The following is a 26,357-nucleotide window of genomic DNA, read 5'->3' on the forward strand; positions in this document are numbered from 1 at the left end:
TTATTGCGTTTTTTCTTGTTGTAAAAGATGCGTAGGGTAGTCCTGTATTCCAAGGTTGTGTCCTTTGATTAATTCACCTATGATTTGTTCCGTTATAGTACAACCCTGTCACGCGAATGATAAAATTCGTGACAATCGAGAGAGCAGACCTATGAAAAACGCCAAACCGACCGGGAAAGTATGTCCTCGGGAATTCTTCAGCGTAGCCGAAGATGTGAGTTATCTGGAAGCCGTTCAGTTAAAGGAGTTCGAGAGGTCCTTCGTACAATGGAAAGACGCCGCCAAACGGATGGACAGCATTCGTGCGAGAACTCGCATGTGGCTCATATTTTTGCTGTTACGGCACACCGGTGCCCGACTGGGGGAGATTTTGTCCCTGGATGATATCACTGCTTTTGATATGGAACATTCTTCTGTGCGCATCGGACGAGAAGGGAGGGAACGCGAAGTCCCGCTGCCCGAAGGCGTGTGCGCCGAAATCCAATCTATTCTCGAAAGTCCTGTGGGCTGTGGTCTGCGCGGGTGCCTGTTTGCTGTCGATCCGGGCTATTTTCGGCGCATCTGCTATGCGCGCGGCAAGGAATGCGGGTTATCCAAAGATCTGGTGCGCCCCAAATCCCTGCGCAATTCACGGGCCGTGGAGATGCTGCGCAGCGGTATCCCCATCACTGTCGTCAAAGAGATCCTCGGCCAATCTTCGCTTAATCTTACCGCCAACTTTCAGCAATTTTCACAGGGAGATATCCTCTCCATAGTGAGCAACGCCCACCAGACCATGCGCAAGCAGACCAGTGCGCGAAATTCCTTTGTGGGCCATGTCGTGGACGTGAAAAACGATTCGGTCATGGCAGAGGTTGTTCTGGAGACCCGGTTCGGCAGGCGTATCAGCGCCGTCATCACCACGGACAGTTTGACCAACCTGAAGATACTGGTGGGCAGCCCTGTCATCGCCACGGTCAAGGCGCCGTTGGTGAACGTGCTGAAATGCGGGGATACCCCCTTGGGCAGCGCGCGGAACCGGTTCAGAGCCACTGTCGTGCGGGCCACGGCAACGCCGGTGCTCTCAGAAATCCTGGGGCGGCTGCCTGACGGTACCGATGTTTGTGCGCTCATTTCAGCGCAGAGCGCGAACGAGCTTGATCTCCACTCCGGCGATGAAGTGGAGTTCTGGTTCAAGGCGTTGTCTGTTGTGTTGAATACCGTACAGCTCTGATCAGTCCCGGCGTAGGGTCTGCGCTATTCCCACTTCAGCTCAAGGTTTTCTCTGATGGCTTCAATGATGCCGCCTCCGGCCAGGAAGGTGGCCAGTCCGGCCACGTCTTCCGCAAGATAGCGATCCCGTTCGACCACGGGGAACAATCCTTTTTCACCTATGATCCGGTACAATGTCTCGCAGGCCGGGCTGAAGGTCTTTTCCGCGTCCGTCAATGGATGCTCGCGGATGACACAGGCGTCGAAGACCACACCTTTGCCCTGTCCGTTCATGCGGGTTTTGAGACCACCGAGTTCTTGGTTGACCCACTCAGGGATTTCCGTTTCCGTGGGGATGGTCTTGAGTCGTTTGCGGATGGCGATGGCTTGAAGGATGTATGCCAGCTCAATGGCCATGATGTGGGAGGCCTTGGGGATGGTCTTCAGCAGACGGACGGCAAGGCCGGTGCCCATGCTCACATGGTCTTCCTGTCCCGAGTTGGTCGAGATGTTGAAGAGGTGGCTGGGCATGGCATCGCCCCAGATGGAGTTGAGCAGCGAGGCCGAAGCGTATTCGAGCATCATCATGCCGCTGGACATGGAGTTCTCATCTTCGGTCAGATCCGGCCATTTGAGATCGCGCCCAAGCCCCTTGTTCCGTTTCGGATCGACGAATCGTACCGAACGCTGGTGGGACAGGCTGGCCATGACGCCCAGCGCCTGCATCAGGCTGTATACCTGCACAGCCACCGGCATGCCGTGAAAATGGCCGCCTGAGATCACGTCAATATACTGATCGTTTTCGTCAGCCAGAAGGATGGGGTTGTCCGTGGCGGAGTTGGCTTCGATGAGCAGGCTTTTCTCGGCCTGCGTGATGAGGTCGTGGGCCGCGCCGAGTACCTGCGCCGCGCAGCGCACGTTGTACGGGTCCTGCACCTGGCCGTCGGTCTTGAAGTCGCGGTGGGCGTTGCGGATGGGGGAGTCCTGCATGAGCTGCCAGATCCAGTCCGCCACCTGCACCGCGCCGGGATGCGGGCGCACGGCATGAAAGTCGGAACGGTAGTAGGTGTCCGGTGCTAGCATGACCTGCGCGGTCAGGGCCGAGTTGATGGCCGCGCTTTGCAGCAGCACCTTGAGCTGGTGGCAGGCCACAAGGCCGATCGCGTTCATGAACTGGACACCGTTGGTCAGGGCCAGCCCTTCCTTCATTTGCAGTTTGAGAGGCTCAAGGCCGGCTTCCTGCATGGCTTCGGCACTGTCCATGACGGCGCCCTTGTAGGTCACCTTGCCTTTGCCGATAAGGGCCATGGCAATATGGGATAGCGGGGCAAGGTCGCCGCTCGCGCCCACGGAGCCGAGTTCCGGCACCTGCGGCGTGATGCCCGCGTTGAGCAGGGCCAGAATGGATTCGGCCAGGTCAGGCCGCACGCCGCTGAATCCTCGCGCCAGGGAGTTGGCGCGGAGCAGCATGGTCACGCGGACCACAGTTGCATCCATGGGTTCGCCAGCGCCGACAGCGTGGGAGAGGATCAGGTTTTCCTGAAGCTCGGAAAGATGTTCCGCCTTGACCGACAGGTCCACGTTATGCCCGAACCCGCGGTTGAATCCATAGGCCGGGAATTCCTGTTCCGTGATGCTTGTTTCGATCTGCGCCCGCCGCTCGGTGAGCATGGCGCGGGTGGCCGGTGCCATACGGACGGTCGCTTCGCCATGGCCCACGGCCATGATCTGCTCCAGAGTCAGGTGCTGTGTGTGATCTATGATGACGTTCATGGGATATCCTATTGGTTGCCGTAAATGAATGCGTACACAGCCAGGGCTGCGAGACGCGCCGTGCGGCCGTCGATGTCAAAGTTCGGGTTGACCTCGGTGATCTCAAAAACCGCTGTGTTGCCCTGAGTGCGGCAGCGATCGGCGAATTCGAGGATGTCGCGGGCGCTGAATCCTACCGGGCAGGATGCGCTGACACCGGGGGCATCGGATGCGCGGACACTGTCCATGTCCAGCCCGGCGAACAGGGGCGCGGTGCCGAGTCGCGTGAAAAGATCGGTGAAAAACGGTGTGCCCCTTTGTGCGTGGATGGCCGTCAGGGGGTGTATGTTGACGCCCATGGCGCGGGCGTCGTCCAGATAATGGGGCGCGTTAGCCCAGGTCTGGATGCCCACTTCGTACAGGTGATCGGGGAGGAGTGCGCCTGCGTCGATGAGGTTGCGATAGGGCGTACCGGAGTGGCGTCTGTCGCTTATGCGCATGTCGAGATGGGCGTCCATGTTGATGGCCGCGTACTCGGGATATACTGCATGGACTCCACTGGCGTCCGGCAGGGAAATATCATTGCCGCCGCCCAGGCTGATGACGGTCTTGCCTGCCGCAAGCAGGGCGGTGACCATTGCCTGCTGACGATCGTGTATGGCTTCCAGCTCGCCGCTCACGTCCATGTCGCCGAGGTCCACGATGGTGTTACCTTCCGTTGTGGCGGGCTTGAGCTTGTAGAACATCTGCCGGATGGCGGCCGGAGCCTGTGCTGCGCCGGGTCGTCCATGGTTGCGGGCCACGCCCTGATCCTGAGGGCAGCCGATGATGACGTGGGTGGCGGCATTCAGGTCGTCCGGGGATGTGGACACCACGTCCCGGAGCAGGATGTCGTTGTCATCATGTGACGGTCCGGGCATCTCCGGTGGAGTCAGCAGGGAAAGCAGGTCGGTATGTATCATACAAGTTGCCCCTTCTTGATCACGGTGTGGATGTGGTTTTCCCCATAAAAATAGGCCACGTCCCGGTGGTCGTCGCTGTCGAGCAGGAGCAGGTCCGCCTGCCAGCCCGGTGCGATGCAGCCCACTTTGTCCAGACGCAGGGTGTGGGCGGCATTGCGCGTGATGCAGGTCAGGGCCTCGTCCACGCTCAGTCCCATGCGCATGCAGGCCAGTGACATGACCAGTTGCAGGGACAGGGACATGTTGGAGCCGGGATTGAAATCCGAGGCGAGCACGGGCAGGCAGCCGGAGTCGATGACGCGACGACCGGGCGCAAACGGAATATCAAGGAAAAGTGAGACACCCGGCAACATGACGCAGCCGATGTCGGTACCGGCCAGCAGGGCGATTTCTTTGTCGGTGACCACTTCGAGGTGGTCCACGGACACGGCGCCAAGCTCTATGGCCGCCTCGATGCAGCCGATGGAATGGAACTGGTTGGCGTGCAGCCGGGGGAGCATGCCGAGGGTGGAGGCGTGCTCCATTATGTCCATGGATTCCGCAGGGGTGAAGTAACCGTGCTCACAGAAGACGTCACAGAACCGGGCCAGTGTGCTTGCGTCGGCGAGCATGGCCTTCACGTCTTCGATGTACGCGGCCTTGTCCACGCCCTTTGGAACAGCGTGCGCACCGAGGAAGGTGGGGATAAGATCCACCGGGTGTTCTTCGTTCAGCTCGGCCACCACGCGGAGCATCTTGAGTTCCGTGGCTGCATCGAGCCCATAGCCGGACTTCACTTCCATGGTGGTGGTGCCCTGACGCATGGCTCGATCAAGCCGTTCTCTGGCCAGCGCCTTCAGTTCGTCCTTGGACGCTTCCCGTGTGGCCTTGACCGTGCGGGCAATGCCTCCGCCTTGAGCCGCGATCTCTTCGTAGGTCGCGCCAGCGGTGCGCATGGCGAACTCATCGGCGCGGTTGCCGCCGAAAACGAGATGGGAGTGGGCGTCCACGAATCCGGGAACGACCGCCCTGTTCAGTGCATCCACGATGACGGCAGCGTCGGTTTGTGCGCGCGCTTCAAGGTCACGGGCAGGAGCGATTTCCTGGATGACGCCGTCTTTGACGTAAATGGACATGCCCGAAGTCACGGAGAGTCCCATGGCGTCCGGCCCTGAGAGTGGGCCGGATCGAGGCGTGATGATCCGGGCAGGATCTTTGATGAACAGAGCGGTCATAAGTACCCCGTTGTTAATCGATCATGGGCAGGTTCAGCCCTTTCTCTTTAGCACAATCCACGGCTGATTCGTAGCCCGCGTCTGCATGGCGCATGACACCTGTGGCCGGATCGTTCCACAGGACGCGCTTGATTTTTTCGTCGGCTTCCTCCGTGCCGTCGCACAGCATGACCAGCCCGGCGTGCTGGGCATAGCCCATGCCAACGCCGCCGCCGTGGTGGAAGGAGACCCAGGTTGCGCCGGAAGCGCAGTTGAGCAGACAGTTGAGCAGAGGCCAGTCGGATACGGCGTCAGAGCCGTCTTTCATGGATTCGGTCTCGCGGTTGGGGCTGGCCACGGAGCCGGAATCGAGGTGATCGCGGCCAATGACCACGGGCGCCTTGAGTTCACCGTTGCGGACCATTTCATTGAAAGCGAGTCCGAGGCGGTCGCGGTCGCCGAGGCCGATCCAGGCGATACGGGCCGGCAGTCCCTGGAAATGGATGTGCTTCTGGGCCATATCGATCCAGTTGTGCAGATGCGGATCGTCAGGGATAAGCTCCTTGACCTTGGCATCGGTCTTGTAAATGTCTTCGGGATCGCCGGACAGGGCGACCCAGCGGAAGGGGCCCTTGCCCGTGCAGAAGAGGTCGCGCACATAGGCTGGCACGAATCCGGGGAAGTCAAAGGCGTTTTTCAGGCCTGTATTGAAGGCTTCCTGACGGATGTTGTTGCCGTAGTCCACGGTGGGGATGCCCATGGCCTGGAAATCGAGCATGGCCTGCACGTGCGGGACCATGGACTCGCGGGCGGCCTTCATGACGCCTTCTTCATCGGTCTTTTGTCGGGCTTCCCATTCCTCCACGGTCCATCCGGCGGGCAGGTAACCGTTGAGGGGGTCGTGGGCGGACGTCTGGTCGGTGACCGCATCGGGTTTGATACCGTCCTTCACGAGCTGGGGATAGATTTCGGCGGCGTTGCCGAGGACGGCCACTGTGACGGCTTCGCCGGTCTCACGGGCTTTGTCCATGATCTCGAGGGCGTGCTCCAGGCTGTCGGCCTTCATATCCACATACCCGGTGTCGAGGCGTTTCTGAATACGCTCTTCACGGCATTCGATGGCGATCATGGATGCGCCCGCGAACTTGGCTGCCAGCGGCTGTGCGCCGCCCATGCCGCCGAGGCCCGCGGTCAGAATCCATTTGCCTTTCCAGTCGCCGTCGTAGTGCTTGTTGCCCATGGAAACAAAGGTCTCATAGGTGCCCTGAATGATGCCCTGGCTGCCGATGTATATCCAGGAGCCGGCGGTCATCTGGCCGAACATCATCAGTCCCTTGCGGTCCAGTTCGTTGAAATGTTCCCAGTTCGCCCAATGCGGGACGAGGTTGGAGTTGGCGATGAGCACGCGCGGGGCTGTCTTGTGGGTGCGAAAGACGCCCACGGGTTTGCCGGACTGAACGAGCATGGTCTCGTCTTCCTCAAGTTCCCTGAGGGTCTCGATGATCTTGTCGAAGCACTCCCAGTTGCGGGCGGCGCGACCGATACCACCATAGATGATGAGGTCTTCGGGGCGTTCGGCAACCATGGGGTCAAGGTTGTTCATGATCATGCGGAGCGGGGCTTCGGTCTGCCAGCTCTTGGCGGAAATTTCGGTGCCTGTGGGGGCGGTAACGATGCGTTTTGACATGGGATACCTCTTTCGTTGATTTATCTATTTCGTGCCGGGGGTAAACACGCCGCCAAAGCTGTACCGGGAGCCCGGATAGAGCAGTTCGGCATAGGAGACGAGCGTGTCGCCGGACCATGTTTTGCGTTTGAGGAGCAGGCAGGGTTCGTTGTCCTGAATCTGGAGTTGTTCCTGTTGTTCGGAGTTGGGGAGCACTGCCGTCAACTGGTGCTCGGCTTTCTGGAGAGGGGCGACCTTGATCAGATACTGATGAGCCGATGTCTCCGAGAAATTCAGTTCGAGATAATCGGGAGCCATGTCCAGATTGACGTATCTGTCTTCCAGCTGCAGAGGCAACCCGTTCTCGAAATGGATAACCTTGGACCGGGCGACGGTGTTCGCTGTTTCCGGTCCGAAGACATGCGTGGTCACCGGGGTGGGGCCTTCGCGTTCAAGATACCGGAGCTCGCTGAAATAGGTGCCGCCACGGGCTTGGATCTCTTCCGCGATGTCGGAAATCTCAAGCAGGTCCTGGCGCGGTATCTGTTTGGCGACAAAAGAGCCTCTGCCCTGTTCGCGGTAAATGTGGCCTTCGGTCGCCAGTTCCTTGATGGCCCGGTGGACCGTCATGCGGCTGGCCGAGAACTGCTCCATGATTCTGGCCTCCGAAGGAATCTTGTGATCACAGGGCCACGATCCATCCTGGATATGGGTCAGTATATGATCGCGAATACGGGCGGATAAGTTGGGTTTGCTCATGTTTTTTACGATTGATATATGTGTTTGTGTTAAATGTATATACAATTCGACACGCACAAGGTCAAGAGTCGTGTTGCACGGACACTCCGGGGTATGTTTTATAACATTTTTAATTGCGTTGTATTTTACGGGATATTGGTGGTAGTTTGTAAGCAATATAGTGTTCTCATATCCGTAAGGGATGTATTGTGTTCCAAGGTGTGATCCTGGTTGGGCGCAATTGCACGGTTGTTATGCAGGGAGCAGTGGTTGGAATAAGGGGAATAAGCGGTCTGCTTTCACAGCGAGCTGTATACGCTGCCGGACGAAACATGATGTTTTTTTATGTATAGGGAGCGCGGATATTTTATTCGATCGTTTCTGATTTAGGGGGGGGAGTACATGAGTGATAATCCACATATTCTGTTTGTTGACGATGAGGCAAATGTCCTTGCGGCGCTCAAGAGAATGCTGAGGTGCAAGCGAGATGAATGGGAGATGTCCTTTGTTGGCTCTGGCGAGCTGGCAATGGAACAATTGCGTCGTTCCCATTTCGATGTGGTGGTTTCCGATATCCGCATGCCGGGCATGGATGGTGCGGAGCTGCTTTCAAAGGTTCGCGATGAGTTTCCGGGCATCATACGAATTGCCCTGTCCGGTCAGGTTGACATCAACGAAGTGCTTCGGAGTATCCGGGCGGTGCACCAGTATATCTCGAAACCCTGTGAGTCCGCATTCCTGATTGAGAAGATCGAAGGGACATTGCTTTCCAAGAATGTTCTTGTTGATCAGAATTTGCTCAATGTTATCACTGAAATAGAAGCATTGCCGGTCATTCCGCAGGTGTTCAAGGATATTGAGGATGAGATGCGGAAGCCGGAGCCGTCCATTGAGGTCATTGCGGAATTTGTCAGCAAGGATGTCGGCCTGGTTGCCAAAATACTCAAGTTGATCAATTCGCCCTATTTTGGACTGACTGCGCATGTGGATTCGGTGCAGAAAGCTATTACGATGCTTGGTTTGAATACTTTGAAATCATTGGTTATTTCAACATATCTGTTTATGTTGTATGATGAAAAATTATTTCCTGATTTTTCTCTGGCCAAGCTGTGGGAGCACAGTTTTCGTGTGTCCCACATAGCGCAGATGCTGGCGGAATGTGATGGTGCTTCCAGAGATGTGGCCTCCCAGTGCAGGATTGCCGGCATGTTGCACGACATTGGTAAATTGATCCTTGTCTTTTCATTTCCGGACAAATATGCCGAGATATTCGAGCGTGTACAGACCAATGGTGGTCCTCTCTATGCCGTTGAGATGGATGTGTTGGGGACTACGCATGCAGAGACAGGAGCATATTTGTTGGGGTTGTGGGGGATTTCAAATTCGGTCGTGCATGCAATCAGTCATCACAATGAATATACTGAACTGAATGACAGCGTTGCGATGTATTTGTACGTTGCGAATATCATTGATCACCAGACCTTTGTTTTAAACGAAAACTATAATCGTATATCGTTTACTCCGAAGATCGGCTCTCGGGAACTTGTGAAAGAAAGGCTGACGACATGGTTGCAGTATCTTGATGAGCATTGGGACGGTATGGCTGGATGTGACAACAGGAGTGAAGAACTGATCGCTGCGATGCTGTGGTAGGAGCATGCTATGGAAGCTAGAATCCTTCTTGTTGACGATGAGCCGAATATATTGTCGGCATTGAGGCGTCAGTTACGAGAAAAGTACGATGTTGAGACCGAGACTGACCCCACGAAGGCGCTTGCGGGTCTTGACCCCAGAAGACCATACGCGGCAGTCGTGTCCGACTACAAGATGCCCAAGATGAACGGCATCGAATTCCTTCACGCCTTCAAAGGCAAATCTCCGGATACGACCCGACTGATGCTCACCGGTCATGCAGATCTGGATAATGCGATGCGTGCTGTTAATGATGGCAATGTTTTTCGGTTTCTGACCAAGCCGTGCGACAAGGACAACTTGCTGAAGAACGTCGATGAAGGCGTCAAGCAGTATGAGTTGGTCACCGCCAAAAGGGTACTGCTTGAGCAGACCCTCAAGGGCAGCGTGGAGTTGCTGAGCGAGATTACTTCGCTGGTCAATCCCAAGGCTGGTGAGCGGATCAACCGTGCCCGGAGATATGTCAAATATCTTGCCGAAAAAGTGGGCGTCAAGGATATGTGGCGTTATGATATTGCAACCATGCTGTCGCAGCTCGGGACATTGATTCTTCCTCCGGGCACGCTCGACAAACTGTTGAGCGGAAAGGATTTGTCTGGCGAAGAACTGCAAATGATCGAAATGCATCCCGTCATTGCCAAGAGTCTACTGTCCAAGTTGCCCCGGCTGTCTCAGATCGGTGAAATGATCTCCTATCAGCTCAAGGGATTCGACGGGTCGGGTACGCCTCGGAACGCGATCAAGGGTGAAGATATTCCCCTTGGAGGGCGTATCCTGCGCATCGCATTGGATTATGATCTTGCTCTCCAGCAGGCGGAGACCCCTCAAAAGGCCTTTTTGCGCATGGAGCGTGACAGCGAGCCGTATGATCCCGAGTTGATGTATTATCTTGAAAGCATGCTCGGGGTCGAAGCGCGTTACCAGATCAAAACAGTGTCGCTTGTGGAGCTGTTTCCGGGAATGGTGCTCCATGAAGACGTGGTCTCCCTTCAGGGGGCCATGTTACTGCGCAAAAGTGTTGAGTTGGACAAGGACAAGATCGACCGGATTCACATGTTTATGAAGCATGTGGGGATTCCCGATACAATAACAGTGTTGGTGCCAGAGGTAGCATAATATGACAATGTCAGGCGGTTCATTGCCACGTGTCCTTTTGGTTGATGATGATAAGAATCTGCTTGATAGCCATAGACGGGTGTTGCGGAACCATTTCGATGTCCATACAGCTCTGGGCGGAAAGAGTGCCTTGGAAATGGTCGAATCCGATCAGCCGTTCGCGGTTGTGGTTTCGGATTTCAAGATGCCCTTCATGTCCGGCGTTGAGTTGCTTGCAAAGATCAAGGAGATTGCTCCCGAGACCGTGCGTATGGTTCTGACTGGCTATGCGGATCTGGAAGTAGCCATAAGCGCCGTGAATCGGGGAGATATCTTTCGTTTTCTGACCAAGCCGTGTGACAAGGACACATTGATGAGTGCGCTCAAAGCGGGCGTGGAACAATACGAGATGGTCCAATCGGTTCATGAATTGGCCGTTATTCAACGGCTCAAGGATGGCCTGGAGAGTACCCTGCGTGCATTCATCAGGTTGGTGGAATTTCGGGACCCGTACACAGCCGGGCACATGGATCGGACTGCGGAGATCGCCACACTGATCGCTGAAAAAGTGGGGCTGTCATCGGATAGGATAGAAGGACTTCGTCTGGCTGCCATGGTCCATGATATCGGGAAGATCGCTATTCCGTCCGGCATCCTGAACAAGCCCGGAATATTAAATGACGCTGAGTTCGCCCTGATCAAGACACATTCACTGGTCGGCTCCGAAATATTTGAATTGATGGATACCGGGTGGCCTATAGCTCGTATCATCCTTGAACATCATGAACGGCTTGATGGTACAGGGTATCCCAATGGGTTGTGCAAGGAAGACATTCTGGAAGAATCACAGATTTTGGCCGTGGCGGATGTCATTGACGCCATCATGACGCACAGGCCGTACCGGTTAACACTTGGGCGCAAGAAGACCATCGAGGATCTTGAAGCCCAAAAGGGAATCAGTCTCAATGCGGAAAGCGTGGAGGCCGGCATTGAATTGTTGCAGACAGAACAGATATTTAAGGATGTTACCTAGGCCGTTCCGTCAACAGGTAGCTTGATAGTGAACGTCGTTCCCTCGCCTTCTGTTGTGGAAACATCAACAAGCCCGTCATGCATATTGACAACGACATTGTAGGTGATGGCCAGCCCCTGGCCGGTCCCCTTGCCCACTTCCTTGGTGGTGAAGAAGGGGTCGAACACCTTGTTGAGAATATTTGTCGGGATACCCATTCCGGTGTCGGTAACTTCCAGCACGGCGTAGTTGTCGAGCTGGTAGGTCTTGAGGGTAATGGTGCCGCGAGCCTTGTCTTCACCCTGTGTGGCTTGAATGGCGTGGGAACCGTTGACGATCAGGTTGAGGACAACCTGTCCGATCTCACCCTTGAGGCACTCGATCTGGGGGAGCGATTCGTCCAGATCAAAGTTGATTTCCGCCACATATTTCCACTCGTTCGTGGACACGGTTGCCGCATCACGAACGATGGTATTCAAGTTGTGATAGCTCTTGTTCACCTCGCCTGGATGCGCAAGCTGCTTGACGGATTTGACGATTGCAGAGATGCGCTGGAGTCCTGTCACTGACTCCTGCAGGGCATTGGGAATATCTTCATCAAGATAGGAGAGCTCCTTTTCATCAATGGCCCGCTCCGCCAGCTCCAGAACATGCTGTGTCGCCGGAGTCGTTTCCATCTCCCTGAGTTCCTGGATGACTTCATTGCCCCGTCCGATCATCTCGGAGTATGATTTGAAGGAATCTTCCAGAAACTGGAGGTTGGTAGTGACATATTGGGCCGGGGTGTTGATTTCATGGGCTATGCCCGCCGCGAGTTCGCCGATGGATTCAAGTTTTTGTGACTGGCGCAATTGCGCTTCAACAATAAGTTGTTCTGAAATATCATGGGAGACATTGACGTAGCCAACGATCTTCTTGTTGGCATCCCGGACCGGGCCAATGGAGGACTCTATGGTATACCGCTTGCCGTCCTTTCGGGTGTTGATAAAACGCCCTCGCCAGACTTCGCCTGCAGTAATTGTCTTGTAGAGGTCCTTGTAGAATTCCTTGGTATGCTCGCCACTTTGAAGTATTCTGGGAGTTTTCCCCAATGCTTCTTCCTTGGAGAATCCCGTGATTGTTTCGAACGCAGGGTTGACGTAGGTTATACGCGTTTGAAGATCAGTTATTAAAATTATTTCAGAGGCTTGTTCTATGGCCGCTGTCAATCTCTGTCGTGATTCCTCTGCATCCTTAAGCGCGGTGATGTCGGTGAAGGTCAGCACCATGCCGACAATATCATCTTCGGTATTCTTGAGTTCGACAATTTGCCCCAATACCCAGATCTGCTTATCGTCTTTGGCGTTGATTCTGAATTCTTTTCGCTTGCGATTCTTGCTGGAAGCGGAGAACCATTTTTGCATGATGTCGTGTCGATCTCTGGCGTCGATCCTGTTGAACCAGCCATTGCCTGCCAAGCCGGAAACCGGGGTGCATGTAAGCTTGTGCATCCGCTCGTTGGCATAAATCAAACTGCCTGAAGCATCGGTAATGATGATGCCGACAGGAGACGCTGAAGCTATTCCCCTGAAGCGTTCTTCCACTTCCCATCTTGCGTCGTTGGCCTGGTGAGTGCTGGTAACATCGTTTCCCAGGCAGAGCAGCTCCGTGATTTCACCCTCTTCCGTAATGGGTTTGAAAGACCATGAAACCCAGCCCGTGGTTCCGTTTGTTTTGTTTATCGCCATCTCAGAATGCGCAGTGTCAGAGTTAAAAGACGCTAAGATATCTTTGAGGAGCATGCATTCAGTTGAGGCATCTGTCAGGTGTTTGAAGTTCATGCCGATAAGTGTGTCGTTTTCAGTCGAAAGTTGTGATCGGGCATAGGTGTTGGCAAAGGTTATGTTGCCTTCTTTGTTGAGTCTGAGAATGAGTGTGTTGGACCCTTCGACCAGGTCTCGGTACTTCTTTTCACTGGTGCGTATGTCCTGAATGATGGGCTCACTGACTTTGAAGAAAATGGTGAGACATATTGTTGTAAGAAAAAGACCGAGGAGAAAGATGATGATATTTGCCCGGATGAACGGGGTCCTGATTTCGCTGATATCAATTTTTGCCACTAACCCCAAAAGGTCATATTGCAGATATACAGGGTAATAGGCCGCAAGGACTTCTGTCCCTTTGTAATCTATGCCTATCATGGTCCCGGTCTCGCCCTTGAGCGCGTGATTCATGGGCTGGGCCAAATCCGCGTCAGTGGCCATGAACTCCAGTGGAGAGCCTTTGGTTACAGTCTCTCCATTGACAATGAGGAACTGGATATTGTTGCCCACCCGTTTGGCTACGGTAAACTCTCCTGAATTGCTTTCCCGCTGAAACTGGCGGTGGGCGAAACTGAGATGGCTGAGGATGGTATTCTTTCCCATGTTTTCCCCCGCCATCTGCAACTGGATGGTCAGCCATCCCATCTCCGTGATCAGGGCGGCCTGGCTGACGACCATTTCGTGGAGCCGTTTACTCTGTTCCCCGAGTGCGGTCTTGTACAGGAAATATGAACTGAATGCTGAAACCGCGCCCATCAGGAGGACCATCAGCGAAGCAAGTATGAGGAGGCGGCGTTTTCTTCCGAGCATTGTATTGTCACTTCATTAGGTTAGTACTGTTGTGGTTCTGATGGCAGGCTTCATATCTCATTCATTGTGGCCGGTGTACTGACGCCTGCGAGTTGAAAATGCGGTCAAGACACATGAATCGTATTGGGCCAGGCCTGCAAAACAGGCACATCCATATTGTACGGCTTGCTTTGCTTCCATGACGAATCATTGATGATGCGTATCCTGAAAGAATGTCTCCATGTGTGTTTTTGTGTCAGGAATAGAGGCCGATCCTGGCTGTTGTTTACCCAAAAGTGTCCTTGTTGCACGTTGTGAGCACCGGCGATTAGTACCAGTGAGCATACCTGAATGAGCGCAAAAAAAAAGTATTTTGTTACAGTCTGCACTGTGTCGTGCTTCACCGGGGTGGGGTGAGGGGCGTATCAAAGCCATGCGGCAGCCAGCCGATCATGAACTGAGGTGCGGGGCGATTGCAGAATGCGTCTTGATTACTGCTGGCCGCAGCCGATCAGTGCGGCACCCAGCGCGCCGGCCATGTCGGGAGTTGCGGGGATGAGCAGATCGGTTGGCTTCGTGATTTTGAGGGCGGATGCCAGCAGCTCGCGCACACAGGGATTGTTGGCGACGCCGCCGGTGAAGACGAGGGGGAAGGTGAGGCCTACCCGATTGAGCATGCTCACGGTCCGCTTGATGATGGTTTTATGCAGTCCCAGTGCAATGTTTTCCGGTCTCTCTCCCCGGGCCATGAGGGAGGTGGCTTCTGTTTCCGCAAAGACCGTGCAGATGGAGCTGATTTCCGGTGGGTTTTCGCCTTTGAGGGCGTAGTGACCGAATTCTTCGATGGGAATTTGAAAGACGCTTGCCGTGTATTCCAGAAACTTGCCTGTGCCCGCGGCGCAGCGATCGTTCATTTCGAATTTCATGACCTTGCCCTTGGCGAGAGCGATGGCTTTGGTGTCCTGGCCACCGATGTCGAGCACGGTTCTGGCCTCCGGGAACAGGTGCGCCGCTCCAAAGGCGTGTGCCTTGATTTCCGTGATGGTGGAGCATGGACAGCCGAGGTCCAGTTGCTGGATGAGGTTGCGCCCATAACCGGTCCCGACCAAGGAGGCGGGACGCAACCCATCCAACAATTCTGAACATTGAAATAATGGATCGAAAGTGGTGGGCACCTGCTTGGTGTGCACCACTTCCCTGTCAACGATCCCGACCAGTTCGATGGACCGGGACCCGATATCAAGGCCTATGATCACGCAAGGGTCTCCACAAAGGCTTCGACTCGTGTTTTGAGCTGCTCGACATCTTCCATGGAATAGTCGGTCTCGATGGAGAGCATGGGGATGCCTTCGCTCTGCAACGCCTTGTCCACCTTGAGGGTCTCGTGGGCATAGGGCTGACAGAAGAGCAGGCTGTAGTGGATGACGCCGTCTGCGTTCAGCTCCTTGGCAAGGGACGTGACATTGTCCAGCCGTTCGGTGTTCGGCGTGAAGCAGGCACAGTCGATCTTCATGTAGCGATCCACGAGCGCGTCGATCATGGCGTCCAGGGTGTCGCCGGATTCATCCACGAGATCCCGGGAGTTGCGGGTGCCGATGCAGGACTCTTCGCCCACGATGACCGCGCCGGAGCCTTCGACGATGTACGGCAGCTTCCAGTTGGGCACAGCCATGGGACAGCCGGACAGCAGCAGACGGGGTGTCGTGCCCGGGGTCACGCCTTCCTTCGCCTGAATGCGGCTTTCCAGTTCGTCGCAGAGTTCGTTGATCTTGGTGGTGAACCGGATCGGCTCATCATAAAAACTGATTTGGTTGACGAGCAGGGCATCCCGACCTGAAATGGGCGCGGGGTTAGCCGCACGCAGGGCGGTCAGGCGCTGAAGCGCCCGGCGTTTGTCATTGGCAACCTGTATGCCGCGCTTCAGTCGTTCGGGGGTGATGGTCACGCCTGTGAGCTGTTCCACTTCTGCCAGATAGCGGAGCACTTCGGTCTTCCAGAGCGCTTTGGCCGCGGCCGTCTTGGTCTGCGGCACTTCCATCACATAGGTGGGCGCGATCTCGTTGAATGCCTCATACGCCTTTTTCTTGCCATCGCAGGTGGTCTCTCCCACGATCATGTCGCTGGATTCAGTGAAAGGACAGATCTTCGCCATCTTGAAACCGATGAAGGATTTGATGAGCGCGCAGGTGTTGCGGGGGACCAGCTGTTCGGCCAGTTCTGTCCCGGCTTCGGCGCCGGCGCACAGTCCCACATGCACGGCATCGGCGGCCAGGGCTATTTCTTCGGGCACGAAGACACAGAATGAGCCGATGACCTTGCGCCCTTCCGCCTTGGCCTGCTCCAACTCCTTGATACGGAGTCCGTGGACCTCGGAGAGTACGAAATCAAGATACTCGGCCCCCTTGAGCCTGTTCTCCTGCGAGAGATATATGTCACCATAAAAGGTGCCCAGCACAGCCAAAAGCGCATCGTGCGCTTCCAGATCCATATCCAGTTTTTCCCACATTTCGCGGTGTGCCGAGTCTGACATCTGTCTCTCCGATGAGCTGAGGTGAATACGCGACTATTGAAGCCTTCTATTTGTAGCTGTGGTGAATGTCTATGAATAAGTGCGCATCCGGTAAACAAGCGTTCTCTTGTCCACGATTCGGCACTGGAAAATACACAAATATGTATTTTTATTCCATCTCCGCAGGATTGTTTGGAAATTATGCGATTCGCAATTCTTCGCTCTCTTTATGACGTTAAATAGTAGCCTCGGTGAATGCTGTAATAGACTGAAAAGAATGTGTATTTAGAACGCATGGTGTCAAACCTTGAGTAAGTCTGTATTGTGTTGTGTAACCGGGTGTCTCTTCTTAGGGGTTGTTATGCCCAAAAAGACATAATAACATTTGGTGGATTGACTATGCATTTACAGACACGCGATTGTCCCTCGGTTGCTCCCGCTCAAGAAGACGTTTTTTCCTTTGACGGTTTCGTGGATTTGGCCACCTGGTTTCACAACTATCCTGCGCCGGGGTTGTTGCTTGGTGGCTATATGGTGGAAGAGGCGAAGCGACACATCCCCGAAGGCGTGCTGTATGACGCGGTCTGTGAAACCAGCTGGTGTCTGCCTGATGCCGTTCAGCTGTTGACCCCCTGCACCATTGGCAACGGATGGCTGCGCGTCAGGAATACCGGCGTCTATGCCGTTTCCCTGTTCGATAAATTTTCCGGTGAAGGGGTCAGGGTTCGGCTCGACCCTGCCAAGCTGGGGCCGTATCCGCACACGCTGTGCTGGCTGATGAAGTCCAGGCCTAAAAAAGAGCAGGATTCCGCCGCCCTTCGCCAGGAGATTCGCGACCACGGTCTGGAAATGCTCACCGTGAAAGCGGTCATGGTCAAACCCGAAGTGGTCAGTAAACGGAGCAAGGGCACCATCGTGCTGTGTCCTATCTGCGGTGACGCCTATCCAGCCTTTCATGGTTCAATCTGTCGGGGGTGCAGCGGTGATTCGCCGTATATGGATAGAGCGATGGCCGAGATCGCCGTTCCCATCGAGACTGCCATCCGGTCCACTCCGATTGCAGAGACTGTAGGTAAGCCCATTCTCCACGACATGACCCGCATTGTTCCCGGTAAGTCAAAAGGGGTCGAGTTTTCCAGAGGGCATGTGGTCACGGCAGGCGATGTCTGCCGACTCCAGCAGATGGGCCGCTTCAATGTCTATGTCGACCAGCCCGCTCCTGAAGGATATATCCATGAGGATGACGCTGCCGCGGCCTTTGCCTCGGCCATGTGCGGCCCAGGGGTTGTTGTCGAGGGAGCGCCGCGTGAAGGCCGTGTGAACATGATTTCCAAAGAGAGCGGCATCATCGTGGTCAACGAGCCGGTATTGGAAGCGTTCAACTCCCTACCCAATGTCATGGCGACCTGCCGCCACAGCTACAGCCTGATCAGAAAGGACAGGCGCGTTGCCGCAACCAGGGCCATCCCGCTTTTCCTCGACAGGCCGACCTTTGATCGCGCCCTTTCCCTCCTGGAGCACAATCCGATCTTTACTGTGGCCCCGTTGCGCAAGGCCAAGGTCGGCCTGCTCATCACGGGCAATGAGGTGTTCAAGGGACTGATCGAAGACCGCTTTGCCGAGGTCATCGAAGCAAAGGTCGCCCATTTCGGCAGTACCATCGCTGAAACGCTCGTCAGGCCTGATGATGCCGGAAGGATTGCCGCCGCTGTTCGCATGCTGGAAAAGCTCGGATGCGACCTGATCATCACCACGGCCGGACTCTCGGTTGATCCCGACGACGTGACGCGTCATGGGTTGATCAAAGCCGGGTTGACCGATGCCCTGCACGGCATGCCTGTGCTGCCCGGAGCCATGACTCTGGTTGGCCGCATCAACAACACCCGGGTCCTCGGAGTTCCGGCGTGTGCATTGTTCCATAAAATTACCAGCCTTGACCTCATGTTGCCGAGGCTGTTGGCGGATCTGCCCATCACTCGTTCCGATCTTGCAAAGATGGGGAACGGCGGGATGTGTATGGAGTGTACCTCCTGCACGTTCCCCAAATGTCCCCTCGGGAGGTAATCCATGTACAAGGAAAACGGTGAGGCAAATGGTGTTTCGACAAAACAGGTGTCACCGATCATGCGGATGCATCTCTGGTTCGAAACCGAGGAAGGTGTGCTCTTTGGACTGGGGCGGTTGCAGTTGCTGATGCAGGTGGAGAGGTGCGGCTCCCTGAAGGCGGCTGCCGAGTCGCTTGGGATGTCATACCGGGGCGCGTGGGGAAAGATTAAAACCACCGAAGAGCTGATGGGCAAAAAACTCATCGAAAGAGCCAAATGTCGGCGCGCCGGATACCACCTTACTCCCTTTGGAAGCGGCATCGCGAAGAGCTATGATGAATGGTATCAGGAGGTGGAACTCTTTGCCTTGTCAAAGAGCCGGGAATTGCTGCCTTTTTATCTTGAAAAGTATGAATGAAACGTCGCTCGTGTCTGTTAATGCATTTATTGACCAATAGCGCTGCTCTGACATCCGGTTTGAAAAGTAACTACAGCCGGGTGTTGAGCAGTACGGCTCAGATCAAGAAGGCCTGGAGTATTGAATGACTACAGCATCTGTCCGCAAAGCGGTTGAGGCGACTCTTGAATCCATTTGTAACCGGACCCCCGCTTATGGTGAACTCACCAAGCGGTTCGGGCCTGTCTTTTTCTCCATCGCCCGGATGCGTGACGCGTTGCTTAAGCAGGGCGTGCGAGTTCCCGAGATTGAATCGGCGCGATTCGCTGCCGGGACTCCCGTTCTTGTGGGGCGTGATCTTTCTCCATGGGTCGAGGATTTCATTCTATCGGCCAAGACGCTTTTTCCGGTACTGAGTGAAGTACTTGATCTGGAGACTGACGTTTCGGATTGCCTGCTTGATCATTTCGAAAATCCGGATTCGGTTTTGGGGCTTGTCCAGGCTCGAATAGAAGGCGACTGGAAGCACTTTGAGAACACCTCCGTAAGACCAGATACAGTATTGCCGACAACGCTATTGTATATTTCAGAGATTGTTTCCGTTCCCGTTCTGAGTGCTATAGTCGAAACCCTGGGCAAGCCCCTTTCCTCGCTTACCTGGGAGCATGGACACTGTCCCGTGTGCGGTTCCTCTCCGACCATCTCCCTGCTGTCGCCCAAAGAGGTCACGGATCTTGACAGTCTGGTGGGTGGCGGCGGCAAGAAATTCCTTCACTGCTCCCAGTGTGGGCATGACTGGCGTTTCAAGCGCAACGTCTGTGCCGCCTGCGGAAATGACGACAGTGAGACGCGCGAAATACTCTACGACGAGGAGACCAGGTCTGAACGGGTGGAGGCATGCCATAAGTGTGGCAAGTACTGTCTGAATATCGATCTCAGGGAGTGTGATCCGCAGACACATCTGGATGCTGTGCAGATCGGCCTCATTCATCTTGATATCCATGCGCACGATAAGAAGTTGACGCCCATGGTCTCAACCCTGTGGAACAACTTTGAGTAAACCCATTGAGGTCGTGTTATGATTTCTTCCCGATTACAGGTCGTCAAGCCGGTCGCAAAGACGTACGTCCCGGATACCCCTGAGGCTGTCCGAGCGGTTCAGTTGGCCTGCCCAGTAACGGTGCAGCGGTACGACAAGGGGGCGTTCTTCTTGAAAAAGGGCATGATCGCGGTGGAATCCGATCTGCGGGTTCGGGTCAACGGTCGGGAGTTTTCGATCCTGACACGAACGCCGGGAGACGACCTGTCCCTGATCGTGGGGCATCTGTTCACGCGGTCGGCGATCTGCGAAAGCGGGGATATGGTCGATTGTTCCTTCAGTTATCACACTACCGCCCGCGCAGAGGTCACACTTCGGACGCAGAGCGGCATCCGGCGAATATACCCTTCCCCCAGACCTGTGCACGTGCCTGCGGAGCGGCTGTTTGCCTTCAAGGAAACCTTTGAGCGGAGACAGAACCTGTACAAGAACACGCGCTCCACACATGCCGCGGCCCTGTTTTCACTGGACGGCGAGATGCTCGCCTTTGGTGAGGATGTCGGGCGGCATAACGCGTTTGACAAGGCCATCGGCAGGGCGCTGCTGGAAAGCTCGCTGGATCGGGTTGCCATCGCCATGCTCTCCTCCCGGCTGGCCCTGGAGTTGACGGTCAAGGCGATCTCCGCGAATATTCCCATCCTGTGCGGGTTTTCCGCCGCGACAAGTTCCGGGGTAACCTACGCCGAAGAGAACAACCTGACCCTGGTGGGGAGCCTGCGCGAGGCTTCCTTCAACGTTTATTCCAATGGCTGGCGCATTCGTGCAGGCAGGCCCGCAGGGTAACGCTGCGCCGGATCAAACCTCGTAGTCCGGCATCATCCCTGTTTCATGAAATGGGGATGATGGTCCGTCATGCGGCTGTCCGCATCGGTTGCTTGCTGTTTTCGGGAACAGTGTCAGGCGCAAACAGAGTGTCGATCCTGTCTGCTATTCTGTGCAGCAGGTGCCGGTCATGGCTTATGGCGAGTATGCCCACGTTCCGGCTGCGCGCCCAGCCGAGTACGGTATCCCATATCAGGGCCTGCGTGTTCGGATCGAGCATGGCGGTCATTTCGTCGGCGATGAGATAGCAGGTGTCGGGCGTCATGGCTCTGGCAAGGGCGAGCCGCTGCAATTCCCCGCCGGAGAGTTCGTGGGGATATCTGGAGAGCCAGCGCTGGTCGATGTTGAGCGTGTCCAGTGTGTCCGCGTCCGGCGTGTGTCCTTCGGCAATGACCTGCCGCAGTTTCCATCGGGGGTTGATGGCCAGCTCCGGGTGCTGAAACAGGAGCTGCACCGGGTTGAATACATTGGTAGGCAGGGCGCGATGGTTATAGGTCACCTTTCCATTTTGCGGGTACAGGTATCCGGCGAGCAGTTTTGCCAGCGTGGATTTGCCCTGACCGCTCGGGCCGGGCAGGCCGACCACCTCTCCCGGATTGATGGTGAAGTTGATACCGTCCAGTATCAGCGGTCCGTTGTCATATCCAAAGGAAACATTCTCTGCCTTAAGCATGGCAGCACCTCACCTGGTTGGCGTTGATGGTCCTGAGTGGCTGTTTCGAGGCCCGGCAGGTTGCATCTCCGAGCGGACAGCGGGAATGGAAAACGCATCCCTCAATGGGTTCATCGTCCTTGGGCTGATTCCCTTTCAGGAAGCTGAATGACTGCTGCGGGAGCGCATTCCACAATGCCTGGGAATACGGGTGCATTGGGCCGGAGCCTTCCCTGAAGCTGGCAGCCGGAGCGAATTCGACCGTGGTGCCAGCATAGATGACGGCCACGTAGTCCGCGATGTCCACCGCGGCATCGAGGTCATGGGTGATGAGCATGACGGACTTCCCGGCGTCCGCCAGCTCCCTGAGATGGGCCAGGGATTTCTTTGCCACCAGCGGGTCAAGCCCGGACGTGGGTTCATCGGCGATGAACAGGCTGGCGTCACCGGCTGTGGCCGTGGCGGTCAGCACCCGCCGGGCCATGCCCCCGGAGACCTGAAAGGGGAAGAACGATTTGACGGTGTCGTGGAGTTTGTACCGGGAAAAGGCCGAGTCCGTGCTGCGGGCGGCGGTGGTGCAGCATTTCCCGCTTAATCTGGCTGCACGGAACACCTGATTACCGACCCGGGCCAGCGGGTTGAGCGAGGTCACTGATTGCGGGATGAGGGCTATCTCACGGCCCCGCAGTTGACGGATGCGCCGGGGATCAAGCTGTGTGTCCTTGAACAGGATGTCACCGGTTGCTTTCGCATTGTGCGGGAGCAGCCCGAGGATGGCGTGTGCCAGGAGGCTCTTGCCGGAACCGCTGGAGCCGACAACGGCGACGATGCTGCCGCCGGGGATGTTCAGGGACAGGTCGCGGACCGGGTGGACCGTTTTCTTCTGCCATCCCTTGGCATACCGGTTGAACTCTATGGACAGGTTGTTGACGGTCAGCATGGGTTACTCCTGACTGGTTCTAGGGTCGGTAATAATGCGCAGGTTGTTGCCGAGGATGTCGAACAGTTTCACCGTGACGACAAGGGACAGGCCGGGGAGAATGGCCAGCCACCAGTAGCCCGTGGACAGGTGACGCATGGATTCTGCCAGCAGGATGCCGATGGACGGATTATGCGGCGAGAGTCCGAAGCCGAGGAAGGTTAGCCCGGCGGCATGGAGGATGGCGTGGGGAAAGAGCAGGATCAGCCCGATGATGAACTGGGGCATGATGTGCGGGAGCATGTGTTTTCTGGCGATCCACCATGCGGAACACCCCATTTTGCGGGAGACATGAATGAATTCCGCGCTTCTCAGTTGCAGGACTTCGGCGCGGATGATGCGGGCGAGGCGGGGCCAATGGGATACGGCCACCGCGATGATAACGCCGGTCGCGCCTCCGCCGCAGGCGAATGAGACAAGGATGAGCAGGACCAGATGCGGCGTGCCCATGATCAGATCGACAAAGGTCGAGACCACGGCATCGGTTTTGGGCCCCAGTGTGGCTGCCGCGATACCGAGGGACACGGAAATGATGGAGCTGATGGTTGCCGCGAGCAGACCGATGGAGAGGCTTCTGCACAACCCCTTTATGGTCCGCACCAGCATGTCGCGGCCCAGCCAGTCTGTCCCGAAGGGGTACTCCAGACATGGCGCCAGCTTGCGGTGCAGGAAGTCGGTGCCAAGGCCGGAGTCATCCATCCAGAGCGCGGCGAAAATCAGTGCCGTGAAATAGGCGGTGCAGAAGCCGAGGGCCCAGAGTGCCCGCCCCCGTCCATCCCAGAGACGCAGCCTGCCGAGAAACAGGGGCATATTCATGGAAAGAGTCGTGTCGTGACTGTTCATCGGGCTTCCTCCGAACCGATACGGATTCTGGGGTCAAACACGCCATACAGGACATCCGCGATGAGGTTGCCGCAAAAGACGAACAGGGCGCTGAAGATGGCGATGCCGAGGAGGAGGGGGACATCCCCGCGAATTCCGGCTTCAACCGTGGCCTTGCCCAGTCCGGGATAGGAGAAGACCTGCTCCGCCAGTACGGAACCGCCGAACAGCTCGCCAAGGGAGGCAAATTGCAGGGTGACGGCAGGCAGGGCCACATTGCGCAGGGCATGCCGCCAGGCCACGCCTCTGCGGGTTTCGCCCTGGGCAAAGGCAAAGAGCGCGTAATCGCTGTTCATGGCGTCGATCATTTTTTCGCGGGTATGCAGGGCTATCTGTGCCACGCCGATGACCGAAAGGGTGGCGGCCGGGAGAATCAGGTGATGCAGTTTTTGCCAGAGGGTGGCGTCTGCCGGGGAAATGCCGGTGGGCGTGGCCCCGCAGATGGGGGTGATGCCCAGCGTCACGGAGAAGATCGAGAGAAGCACCAGTCCAAGCCAGAAAGAGGGCGTCGAGGCCAATGTGTAGGCGTAGAACCGGATGCTCCTGTCAAGGAGTGAGTTGCGGTTCGTGCCCGCCAGCACGCCGAAAATAAAGCCGAGTATGCCTGAGATGGTCCATGCGGACGCCATGAGCCACAGTGACGTGGTGAAGCGTTTGCCTATGACCTTGGTGACAGGCTCGTTAAAGATCATGGATTGGCCCAGATCGCCTGAAAGGGCGTGCTTCGCCCATTTGATGAAGCGTTCCGGGGCCGGTTTGTCCAGCCCCCACCGCTCGATGATTTTCTGTTCCTGTTCCGTGCTTATCTGCATCCTGTCCATGCCGATATACGCCGTGACAGGGTCAATGGGCGAGAGCGAGACAAGGGTGAAGGCAAGGACGGATACCATAGTCAGAATCAGGACCAGTTTGCCTGCTTTTCTGAGCCAGAAAGATGTTGTCGTGTTCATGAAGTAATCCTGAAGGGCGGCGTGACCGGAGCCACGCCGCCGTTACATGCGAAGGTTAGTCGATCCAGGTCCACTTCTCGATGTTGGCCGTGATGGGCCAGCCGTGTCCATGGGGCTCAACCTGGGACGTGCCCACATTGAGATGGTCGCTTATGAAGTAGGTGTGATCGAGGTTGACCAGCCACGCCCAGGGCGCATCGCCGAGAGCGCTGGTCCCTGTTTCGCCATCCCACTGTGATTTCATCCAGTATTCAAGAGAGGCCTCGTAGTTGGGGGCGGCCAGGGCCTTGTCGAGGTATTCGTCCACCTTGGGATTGGTGTATAAGCCGGGGTTGTTGTACCCGTCACCGGCATGGTGGCTGCTGTAGAGATGGTAGATCTCGATGGGGTCGTGGCTGCCCCAGCCAAAGACGATGACGTTGGAATGCATGAGCTGTTTGATTTCATCCCAGCTGCGCTTGCCTTCAACCTTGGCGTTGATGCCGATCTTCTTGATCATGTCAGCGGAGGCCAGAGCCAGGTACTGGCGGATGCTGCGTTCTGCCGGGTAGATGATGGTGAACTCGGCTTTCAGGCCGTTCTTTTCGACAATGCCGTCACCGTCACTGTCCTTCCAGCCTGCGTCGGCCAGAATCTTTCTGGCGGCGTCGGCATCGTTGTCGGCAAAGGTGTTGGCAGGGTTGAACCAGGGCAGGCCGTCGCACACGCTGTAGGCCGGGCTTCCGTATCCTTCCAATATGCCTGCGACCAGTGCCTTTCTGTCGATAACCTTGTTGATGGCTTGTCTGATCGCCTTGTCGGCGGTCACGTCGTTGCCGATGGGAGCGCCTTTGTCGGTGGTTTTGCCTGTGGCGGGTACTGTCGGGAACATGAGGCCGCGGTTGTCCACACTGTGCACGGCGTGCATCGTCATGCCGGGGATGGTTTGGACAGCCAGAGCCTGCGGAACGACGACGATATCAACCTGTCCGGCCTTGGCCGCGGCAAAGGACGTGTCCTCGTCCGTGAACAGGAATACCAGCCGTTTGAAATAGGGCGCGTCGCCGTAGTAATAGGGGTTGGCTTCGGCGATCATCTGCTGCCCTTCGTTCCACTCGACCATCCGGTAGGGGCCGGATCCGATGGGCATGCGCGCGTATCCCGGGCCATGGGAAGCCTTGGGGACAATACCCAGGCTGATGAAGCGGTTGACGAAAGTGGAGTCGGTTTTCTTGAGGGTGAAGAGGATGGTGGTCGCGTCTTTTGCCTCGGCCTTGTTCAGGCTCATGAGGTCGACCTTGCCCCCGGCCTGGGCTGCCGTGTTGAAGGTGTACTCGACATCTTTGGCGGTCAGGGGCGTTCCATCGGAAAATTTGGCGTCCTCACGTATGGTGACAGTCCACAGCAGCCCATCCTTGGACAGCGAATAGCTTGTCGCCAGGTCTGTGACTATTTTCATGTTCTCATTACGCTTGAGCAAAGTGCTTTGAAAAAGAGGACTGCCGTATCGGCCCCACCCCAGGGTGGGGTCATAGCCCTCGGCGGGTTCGCCCTTGATGGCCAGAGTCAACGTGTCCTTGGCCATCGCGATGGATGGACAAAGCATGAGAAGTCCGAGCAGAATCATGAATACGAGATTCATATGCCGACTGTTCGGGGAGGATTTAACATAATGCATACCGACTCCTTTGAATACGAATTTGATAAAAGACTGTTTTTGGTAACACCCATTGTAAAATCGTGTCAATAAATAGGTATCAATATTGAATACGTAAACTGGTGTAGTTGCGGGATATCTGGAGGCGCTTATGATCGAGTTCTGCTCATTTTGCCTAAAAAAAAGCCCTGCACTGATGTACGTCAGTGCAGGGCTGGTATCCTATGAGGAAGTCAGTGTGGGGACTGCTTATCCCCCGTGGGTATGCTTTGCTCCGGTCGCGATTCCGCAGATGTCATCAAGAGCCTTGCCTCTGGCCTGGGCCAGCTTCTTCCATTTCCGCTTTTCCTTTTTCAGGGTCTCGATGGTGTGCAGCAGATTCTGCACGGTCTGTGCGGGGTAACCGTGTGTCGCACGGCTGCCTCTGCGCAGTTCTTCATCGTTGTGCTGCCTGATGGAAGCGATCTGGTTGGCATCAAGGATCATGCGTCAGT

The 26,357-nt window shown here is 56.0% G+C and carries 22 protein-coding genes; 8 read left to right on the forward strand and 14 right to left on the reverse strand.

The features are described 5' to 3' along the window. Positions 1 to 151: 151 nt before the first annotated feature. The gene (locus SRBAKS_RS15340) at positions 152 to 1,213 is read left to right on the forward strand and encodes a TOBE domain-containing protein (protein ID WP_229591767.1); all 1,062 of its coding nucleotides are present in this window, start codon (positions 152 to 154) and stop codon (positions 1,211 to 1,213) included. A gap of 23 nt (positions 1,214 to 1,236) precedes the next feature. Here the strand turns inward: SRBAKS_RS15340 and SRBAKS_RS15345 are convergent, their stop codons facing one another. The 5 genes from SRBAKS_RS15345 to hutC are packed head-to-tail and all read right to left on the reverse strand — an operon-like array spanning position 1,237 to position 7,523. Further along, the gene (locus SRBAKS_RS15345) at positions 1,237 to 2,964 is read right to left on the reverse strand and encodes an HAL/PAL/TAL family ammonia-lyase (protein WP_229591768.1); all 1,728 of its coding nucleotides are present in this window, start codon (positions 2,962 to 2,964) and stop codon (positions 1,237 to 1,239) included. Between the two features lie 8 nt (positions 2,965 to 2,972). Next, positions 2,973 to 3,905, reverse strand: a complete 933-nt coding sequence (locus tag SRBAKS_RS15350; RefSeq protein ID WP_229591769.1) for a formimidoylglutamase — start codon at positions 3,903 to 3,905, stop codon at positions 2,973 to 2,975. After that, positions 3,902 to 5,119 carry an imidazolonepropionase gene (gene hutI, locus SRBAKS_RS15355; protein ID WP_229591770.1) on the reverse strand — a complete coding sequence of 406 codons (1,218 nt, stop codon included), beginning with the start codon at positions 5,117 to 5,119 and terminating at the stop codon, positions 3,902 to 3,904. Before hutI ends, SRBAKS_RS15350 begins: the two co-directional genes overlap by 4 nt. 13 nt (positions 5,120 to 5,132) lie before the next feature. Then, entirely contained in the window at positions 5,133 to 6,785 is a 1,653-nt protein-coding gene (hutU, locus tag SRBAKS_RS15360) for a urocanate hydratase (RefSeq protein WP_229591771.1), read from the reverse strand. A gap of 24 nt (positions 6,786 to 6,809) precedes the next feature. Then, positions 6,810 to 7,523 (reverse strand): histidine utilization transcriptional repressor HutC, encoded by a 714-nt coding sequence (gene hutC, locus SRBAKS_RS15365; protein ID WP_229591772.1) that lies wholly within the window; start codon positions 7,521 to 7,523, stop codon positions 6,810 to 6,812. A gap of 381 nt (positions 7,524 to 7,904) precedes the next feature. On the opposite strand from hutC, the gene SRBAKS_RS15370 reads away from it, so the two are divergent. Genes SRBAKS_RS15370 through SRBAKS_RS15380 form a run of 3 tightly spaced genes read left to right on the forward strand, consistent with a single transcriptional unit; the run spans position 7,905 to position 11,322 of the window. Continuing rightward, positions 7,905 to 9,155: a response regulator gene (locus SRBAKS_RS15370; RefSeq protein ID WP_229591773.1), complete on the forward strand. Its 1,251-nt coding sequence runs from the start codon at positions 7,905 to 7,907 to the stop codon at positions 9,153 to 9,155. A gap of 9 nt (positions 9,156 to 9,164) precedes the next feature. Continuing rightward, the gene (locus tag SRBAKS_RS15375; RefSeq protein ID WP_229591774.1) at positions 9,165 to 10,310 is read left to right on the forward strand and encodes an HD domain-containing phosphohydrolase; all 1,146 of its coding nucleotides are present in this window, start codon (positions 9,165 to 9,167) and stop codon (positions 10,308 to 10,310) included. A gap of 22 nt (positions 10,311 to 10,332) precedes the next feature. Then, positions 10,333 to 11,322, forward strand: coding sequence for an HD domain-containing phosphohydrolase (locus SRBAKS_RS15380; RefSeq protein WP_229591775.1), 990 nt, complete (start codon positions 10,333 to 10,335; stop codon positions 11,320 to 11,322). On the opposite strand, the gene SRBAKS_RS15385 is transcribed toward SRBAKS_RS15380, so the two are convergent. The 3 genes from SRBAKS_RS15385 to SRBAKS_RS15395 form a co-directional block, all read right to left on the reverse strand. Continuing rightward, complete coding sequence (locus tag SRBAKS_RS15385) at positions 11,319 to 13,913, reverse strand: PAS domain-containing sensor histidine kinase (RefSeq protein WP_229591776.1); 2,595 nt, start codon at positions 13,911 to 13,913, stop codon at positions 11,319 to 11,321. The genes SRBAKS_RS15380 and SRBAKS_RS15385 overlap by 4 nt on opposite strands. Positions 13,914 to 14,383: 470 nt before the next feature. Further along, positions 14,384 to 15,148 (reverse strand): acyl-CoA dehydratase activase, encoded by a 765-nt coding sequence (locus SRBAKS_RS15390; RefSeq protein WP_229591777.1) that lies wholly within the window; start codon positions 15,146 to 15,148, stop codon positions 14,384 to 14,386. Next, a complete protein-coding gene (locus tag SRBAKS_RS15395) occupies positions 15,145 to 16,422 on the reverse strand; it encodes a double-cubane-cluster-containing anaerobic reductase (protein ID WP_229591778.1) in 1,278 nt (425 codons plus the stop codon). Before SRBAKS_RS15395 ends, SRBAKS_RS15390 begins: the two co-directional genes overlap by 4 nt. A gap of 378 nt (positions 16,423 to 16,800) precedes the next feature. Here SRBAKS_RS15395 and SRBAKS_RS15400 point away from each other — a divergent pair, with 378 nt between their 5' ends. The 4 genes from SRBAKS_RS15400 (at position 16,801) to SRBAKS_RS15415 (ending at position 20,725) form a co-directional block, all read left to right on the forward strand. After that, positions 16,801 to 18,465 (forward strand): FmdE family protein, encoded by a 1,665-nt coding sequence (locus tag SRBAKS_RS15400; protein ID WP_229591779.1) that lies wholly within the window; start codon positions 16,801 to 16,803, stop codon positions 18,463 to 18,465. Between the two features lie 3 nt (positions 18,466 to 18,468). Then, positions 18,469 to 18,864: a winged helix-turn-helix domain-containing protein gene (locus tag SRBAKS_RS15405; RefSeq protein WP_229591780.1), complete on the forward strand. Its 396-nt coding sequence runs from the start codon at positions 18,469 to 18,471 to the stop codon at positions 18,862 to 18,864. A 124-nt stretch (positions 18,865 to 18,988) separates the two neighbouring features. After that, positions 18,989 to 19,903 carry a formate dehydrogenase accessory protein FdhE gene (locus SRBAKS_RS15410; protein ID WP_229591781.1) on the forward strand — a complete coding sequence of 305 codons (915 nt, stop codon included), beginning with the start codon at positions 18,989 to 18,991 and terminating at the stop codon, positions 19,901 to 19,903. An 18-nt stretch (positions 19,904 to 19,921) separates the two neighbouring features. Then, positions 19,922 to 20,725: a formate dehydrogenase accessory sulfurtransferase FdhD gene (locus tag SRBAKS_RS15415; protein WP_229591782.1), complete on the forward strand. Its 804-nt coding sequence runs from the start codon at positions 19,922 to 19,924 to the stop codon at positions 20,723 to 20,725. Between the two features lie 67 nt (positions 20,726 to 20,792). On the opposite strand, the gene SRBAKS_RS15420 is transcribed toward SRBAKS_RS15415, so the two are convergent. From SRBAKS_RS15420 to SRBAKS_RS15445, 6 genes are all read right to left on the reverse strand, one after another. After that, positions 20,793 to 21,437: an ABC transporter ATP-binding protein gene (locus tag SRBAKS_RS15420; protein ID WP_229591783.1), complete on the reverse strand. Its 645-nt coding sequence runs from the start codon at positions 21,435 to 21,437 to the stop codon at positions 20,793 to 20,795. After that, positions 21,430 to 22,356 (reverse strand): ABC transporter ATP-binding protein, encoded by a 927-nt coding sequence (locus tag SRBAKS_RS15425; RefSeq protein ID WP_229591784.1) that lies wholly within the window; start codon positions 22,354 to 22,356, stop codon positions 21,430 to 21,432. The genes SRBAKS_RS15420 and SRBAKS_RS15425 overlap by 8 nt, the downstream gene beginning before the upstream one ends. 3 nt (positions 22,357 to 22,359) lie before the next feature. Then, positions 22,360 to 23,238 carry an ABC transporter permease gene (locus SRBAKS_RS15430; RefSeq protein ID WP_229591785.1) on the reverse strand — a complete coding sequence of 293 codons (879 nt, stop codon included), beginning with the start codon at positions 23,236 to 23,238 and terminating at the stop codon, positions 22,360 to 22,362. Continuing rightward, positions 23,235 to 24,227 carry an ABC transporter permease gene (locus tag SRBAKS_RS15435; RefSeq protein ID WP_229591786.1) on the reverse strand — a complete coding sequence of 331 codons (993 nt, stop codon included), beginning with the start codon at positions 24,225 to 24,227 and terminating at the stop codon, positions 23,235 to 23,237. The genes SRBAKS_RS15430 and SRBAKS_RS15435 overlap by 4 nt, the downstream gene beginning before the upstream one ends. Before the next feature lie 55 nt (positions 24,228 to 24,282). Beyond that, positions 24,283 to 25,884, reverse strand: a complete 1,602-nt coding sequence (locus tag SRBAKS_RS15440) for an ABC transporter substrate-binding protein (RefSeq protein ID WP_229591787.1) — start codon at positions 25,882 to 25,884, stop codon at positions 24,283 to 24,285. Positions 25,885 to 26,112: 228 nt separating this feature from the next. Further along, on the reverse strand, positions 26,113 to 26,349 hold the full coding sequence (locus SRBAKS_RS15445) for a hypothetical protein (RefSeq protein ID WP_229591788.1): 237 nt from the start codon (positions 26,347 to 26,349) through the stop codon (positions 26,113 to 26,115). Between the last annotated feature and the right edge of the window lie 8 nt (positions 26,350 to 26,357).

It is taken from the genome of Pseudodesulfovibrio sediminis, assembly GCF_020886695.1.
GTDB classification, from domain to species: Bacteria; Desulfobacterota; Desulfovibrionia; order Desulfovibrionales; family Desulfovibrionaceae; genus Pseudodesulfovibrio; species Pseudodesulfovibrio sediminis.

Bases quoted from the DNA above. Each gene is read 5' to 3' on its own strand.
- SRBAKS_RS15340 (WP_229591767.1), top strand. From the start codon at position 152: ATGAAAAACGCCAAACCGACCGGGAAAGTATGTCCTCGGGAATTCTTC.
- SRBAKS_RS15345 (WP_229591768.1), bottom strand. From the start codon at position 2,964: ATGAACGTCATCATAGATCACACACAGCACCTGACTCTGGAGCAGATC.
- SRBAKS_RS15350 (WP_229591769.1), bottom strand. From the start codon at position 3,905: ATGATACATACCGACCTGCTTTCCCTGCTGACTCCACCGGAGATGCCC.
- hutI (WP_229591770.1), bottom strand. From the start codon at position 5,119: ATGACCGCTCTGTTCATCAAAGATCCTGCCCGGATCATCACGCCTCGA.
- hutU (WP_229591771.1), bottom strand. From the start codon at position 6,785: ATGTCAAAACGCATCGTTACCGCCCCCACAGGCACCGAAATTTCCGCC.
- hutC (WP_229591772.1), bottom strand. From the start codon at position 7,523: ATGAGCAAACCCAACTTATCCGCCCGTATTCGCGATCATATACTGACC.
- SRBAKS_RS15370 (WP_229591773.1), top strand. From the start codon at position 7,905: ATGAGTGATAATCCACATATTCTGTTTGTTGACGATGAGGCAAATGTC.
- SRBAKS_RS15375 (WP_229591774.1), top strand. From the start codon at position 9,165: ATGGAAGCTAGAATCCTTCTTGTTGACGATGAGCCGAATATATTGTCG.
- SRBAKS_RS15385 (WP_229591776.1), bottom strand. From the start codon at position 13,913: ATGCTCGGAAGAAAACGCCGCCTCCTCATACTTGCTTCGCTGATGGTC.
- SRBAKS_RS15395 (WP_229591778.1), bottom strand. From the start codon at position 16,422: ATGTCAGACTCGGCACACCGCGAAATGTGGGAAAAACTGGATATGGAT.
- SRBAKS_RS15400 (WP_229591779.1), top strand. From the start codon at position 16,801: ATGCATTTACAGACACGCGATTGTCCCTCGGTTGCTCCCGCTCAAGAA.
- SRBAKS_RS15405 (WP_229591780.1), top strand. From the start codon at position 18,469: ATGTACAAGGAAAACGGTGAGGCAAATGGTGTTTCGACAAAACAGGTG.
- SRBAKS_RS15410 (WP_229591781.1), top strand. From the start codon at position 18,989: ATGACTACAGCATCTGTCCGCAAAGCGGTTGAGGCGACTCTTGAATCC.
- SRBAKS_RS15415 (WP_229591782.1), top strand. From the start codon at position 19,922: ATGATTTCTTCCCGATTACAGGTCGTCAAGCCGGTCGCAAAGACGTAC.
- SRBAKS_RS15420 (WP_229591783.1), bottom strand. From the start codon at position 21,437: ATGCTTAAGGCAGAGAATGTTTCCTTTGGATATGACAACGGACCGCTG.
- SRBAKS_RS15425 (WP_229591784.1), bottom strand. From the start codon at position 22,356: ATGCTGACCGTCAACAACCTGTCCATAGAGTTCAACCGGTATGCCAAG.
- SRBAKS_RS15430 (WP_229591785.1), bottom strand. From the start codon at position 23,238: ATGAACAGTCACGACACGACTCTTTCCATGAATATGCCCCTGTTTCTC.
- SRBAKS_RS15435 (WP_229591786.1), bottom strand. From the start codon at position 24,227: ATGAACACGACAACATCTTTCTGGCTCAGAAAAGCAGGCAAACTGGTC.
- SRBAKS_RS15440 (WP_229591787.1), bottom strand. From the start codon at position 25,884: ATGCATTATGTTAAATCCTCCCCGAACAGTCGGCATATGAATCTCGTA.
- SRBAKS_RS15445 (WP_229591788.1), bottom strand. From the start codon at position 26,349: ATGATCCTTGATGCCAACCAGATCGCTTCCATCAGGCAGCACAACGAT.